Genomic DNA, 3,319 nt, shown 5'->3' on the forward strand with positions numbered 1-3,319 from the left:
TATCACAATAGATTGTAAAAATCAGAAAAGGAATCAAGATTATAATTGATGGGTAAATTCTTGCCGTTCTATTGTATTTATCAAATTTCATAGTTTTATATTTTCCTGTGTGTCTGTGTCTTTGTTACCCTTGCGCATAACACTCTTGTAACCTTACCAAAGGTAACGAATACTTCCAAATATGTCTGGGTAACCTTACCATTTGTTCAGGTTTATTTTTTCAAAATTAGTATTTTTCACAAATCGTCAAAGGGCGATTTAATTTTTTGCAGGCTTTTGTCGGTGACGTGGGTATAGATTTCTGTTGTTTTACTGCTTTTGTGCCCAAGGAGTTCCTGTATGTAACGGAGATCGGTGCCGCTTTCCAGTAAATGTGTTGCATAAGAATGCCTTAGCCAGTGTAATGTTACGGCCTTTTTGATGTTTGCTTTTGCACATGCGCTTTGTAAAACTTTTGCCAGGCTTGCCTCAGCGTATTGGGTTCCTCCCTGTTGTCCCTCAAACATCCAGGTTTGCGGGTGATACTTTTTATAGTAATCTCTGAGTAAGGTGATGAGTTTTTCGGAAATCGGTGCAACACGGTCTTTGCGTCCTTTTGCCTGTTTAATGATCAACAGCCCGCGCTTTGAATCCACATGTTCTGGTTTAAGATTAAGGAGTTCACTGCGTCGCAGGCCGCAGGCATAAATCAGGCTCAGCATGGCCTGGTGTTTCAGGTTGACCGGTGCATCCAAAATGGCTTTCACCTCGGATTTACTCAATACATTCGGAAGTTTATGCTCACGCCTCGGGCGTTCAATTTTTTCCACTTCAATCTTGCCCTTCATCACCTCCCTGAAAAAGAGTTTCAACGCATTCACGGTCTGGTTTTGGTAAGCAAAACTGAGGTGATTGGCAATAATCACATCATTAACATAAGCCACCACATCCTCGTTGCCGATTTCTGCCAGCGCTTTGTGGGCTGTGTATTGCAAAAAGCTTTTTAGGGCTCCCAGGTAGGTTTTTATGGTCGAAGGACTGTACCTTTTGTGCGCAAGCCATCGGTGGAATTCATCCAATTTTGTAATGGTTTCCTGAGATAAAATGCGTTGTTGCTTTTCTGTTATCTCATTTTCAGCTTTGTTTTCCACAGGATATTCACCGGTGGTTGTTTTTTCGCTTTTCAGCGCCGAGTAATCCAGCCAGGCCACCGGGTTTAATGCGTTGAACACCTCGCTCAACCTGAACTGCTCAGCCGGAATGTACCAAAAGCGGCGGCTATGACTCCATGCAGCCCCTTCAAGCATTTTTACCCTGTTGATCAGCTCCTGGTTGAATGCAAATACCAGGCTCACCACAGGTTTTTTGTGGTGTACATCGTTGATTAGTTTTATTTCAGGTTTTTGTGTCATGGTGTGCTCACAAAACTCAACATTCACTACCCACCGCTATTCCCGAAAACCTTACGCTCCGGCACAGCACCGCCCCGTCAGTCACATGTCGTGAACCAACGCAAAGCCTTTAATGACAAGGCTTTGGGGCACATTTTACCGAAAATGAACTTACCATAAAATGTGCCGGAAAAAGAGGACGTTTTCGTCACTTTTTCAGTAAGCGAAAGTAAGAAGAAATGTTGAAGTTTTTACAATTACTTTCACATAAAAGTTAATTTAAAAACATTCAAAATAGGCATTTCGGATACTGATGCAGTTGTTGCCGGTTTTAATCCTCCATGGATAAGACTTTTTGGTCGTCCACTTATTGCTGTTTGAATGATGTAAGTGTTCATTTCTAATTCACTTTTTATTCCGATATTATCCAATATAAAATGATTTGAAACCTAAACAGCACTCATTCACAGCAGTTTCGCTGGTTTTCTGATTGACGATAACACGTTGAAATATAATGTTTTAACTTTGATTCTTCGTGTCTTAGTCCCTTGTGCCACAGGCATCACTTTGTGAGTGGCAAAAATACAAAGTGCCACGAAGTCACGAAGTCACAAAGTTTTTGCCTACGATTGTTTTCATAAAATGAAAATGTTAACATGTTGTAAATCAATTTATAATTAAGTGTAAGATTTTTAATCCTATTGATACACAGAATAGGATAAGCTATGCTAAACTTCAGTAATTCAAAAATTGATTGTGGACTACATTCAAATTCATCTTGGTTCACCAACAGCGTAAAGGTAAACCTTTTCTGATCCGGAAAAAACGGGTTCTTCAGGTCATTTCACTCCGCGGAAGATTACAGTTCCGGCATAACTGCTATCTGAAATCCATTCCGGTTTGATGCCGGCGCCCAAAATCCGATCGTTGTAAAATCCGATGTAACCACTTACGTCATTGTTTCGCCAGCCGGCAGGCAGTTCTACCCTTGGTTCACCATCCTCCCTTTTTGTCTGGCTGAATTTCCACACAGCCTGCATAAATGCTTTACAAAAAGCGATTGTGATGACACGGTCGCCGGGATTGTTTTCATCGGCCGGTTGCCATAGGAACAGAAGGCTGCTCTCTTCAGCAACCAAAGATGCCAGCTGAGCATCGGGCAGTGACCCATGGCTCAACAACACTTTGGCAGGATCCACTGAAAGGTTGGGATAATCGCCTGTTATAGCTTGCCTGAGGTTATGCGACAAAGCAGCGCTGTAGGCTGATCTCCCGGTGGCAAACCCTCCAAAGCCGATCCGAAGAAACTCACGATAGGGTGCCAGGTGTTCCTGAACCAACCTGAAACGCATGCGCTGTGCCATCTGTTTTGGCGTGTTGGGCTGATTTACCTTCTCCGGTAACGTCCGGAGATAGTATTTACCATACCGAAGACAACCAACCACATTCCCCAGTCGGCCACTGAACCCGTTAAGCATTTGGGCACTTACTTTTCCCATCTTGGTAAAATTTAAATATTACTATATTCAATCTGTTTACAAATATATAACAAATTCGTTTAAATACATCATTGTAATAAAGTAATACCGAATCTGTAATGTATCTGTAATAAATTTGATAGTAACCATCTGCATACCTGACCTCAATATTTTGCTGAAGAACTGGTGAAAAGCAATTGCGAAAAATTGAGGAAAGTAAATTTGCTATTTACAAAAGGGTTGGTTGAATTGTGCGCCGGTTCGCCCCTTTAGGGGTAGGGGGAGCGGTGGAATTTGACCCCCCAGCCCCCTAAAGGGGGAGTATTCTCTCTTCTGTAAATAGCAAATTTAATTTCATCAGTTTTTCGCAATTGTGTTTCATCAGTTTTTCGCAAAAGTAATTCACCAGTTTTTGTGTTGATTATTTGTTTTGGTTACCTGTTGTTTGGTTGTCATTCTGAGGCCTTTTCC

Annotated in this window: 3 protein-coding genes; all 3 read right to left on the reverse strand. The window is 41.7% G+C overall.

Going from position 1 to position 3,319, the window contains the following annotated elements; genetic code table 11:
- Positions 1-236: 236 nt before the first annotated feature.
- A complete protein-coding gene (locus IH598_02745) occupies positions 237-1,286 on the reverse strand; it encodes a site-specific integrase (protein MBE0637416.1) in 1,050 nt (349 codons plus the stop codon).
- A gap of 347 nt (positions 1,287-1,633) precedes the next feature.
- Positions 1,634-1,801, reverse strand: coding sequence for a hypothetical protein (locus IH598_02750; GenBank protein ID MBE0637417.1), 168 nt, complete (start codon positions 1,799-1,801; stop codon positions 1,634-1,636).
- A gap of 408 nt (positions 1,802-2,209) precedes the next feature.
- Positions 2,210-2,869, reverse strand: coding sequence for a hypothetical protein (locus IH598_02755; GenBank protein ID MBE0637418.1), 660 nt, complete (start codon positions 2,867-2,869; stop codon positions 2,210-2,212).
- Positions 2,870-3,319: the final 450 nt, after the last annotated feature.

It is taken from the genome of Bacteroidales bacterium (genome assembly GCA_014860585.1).
Taxonomy (GTDB): domain Bacteria; phylum Bacteroidota; class Bacteroidia; order Bacteroidales; family 4484-276; genus RZYY01.

Bases quoted from the DNA above. Each gene is read 5' to 3' on its own strand.
- IH598_02755 (MBE0637418.1), bottom strand. From the start codon at position 2,869: ATGGGAAAAGTAAGTGCCCAAATGCTTAACGGGTTCAGTGGCCGACTG.
- IH598_02745 (MBE0637416.1), bottom strand. From the start codon at position 1,286: ATGCTTGAAGGGGCTGCATGGAGTCATAGCCGCCGCTTTTGGTACATT.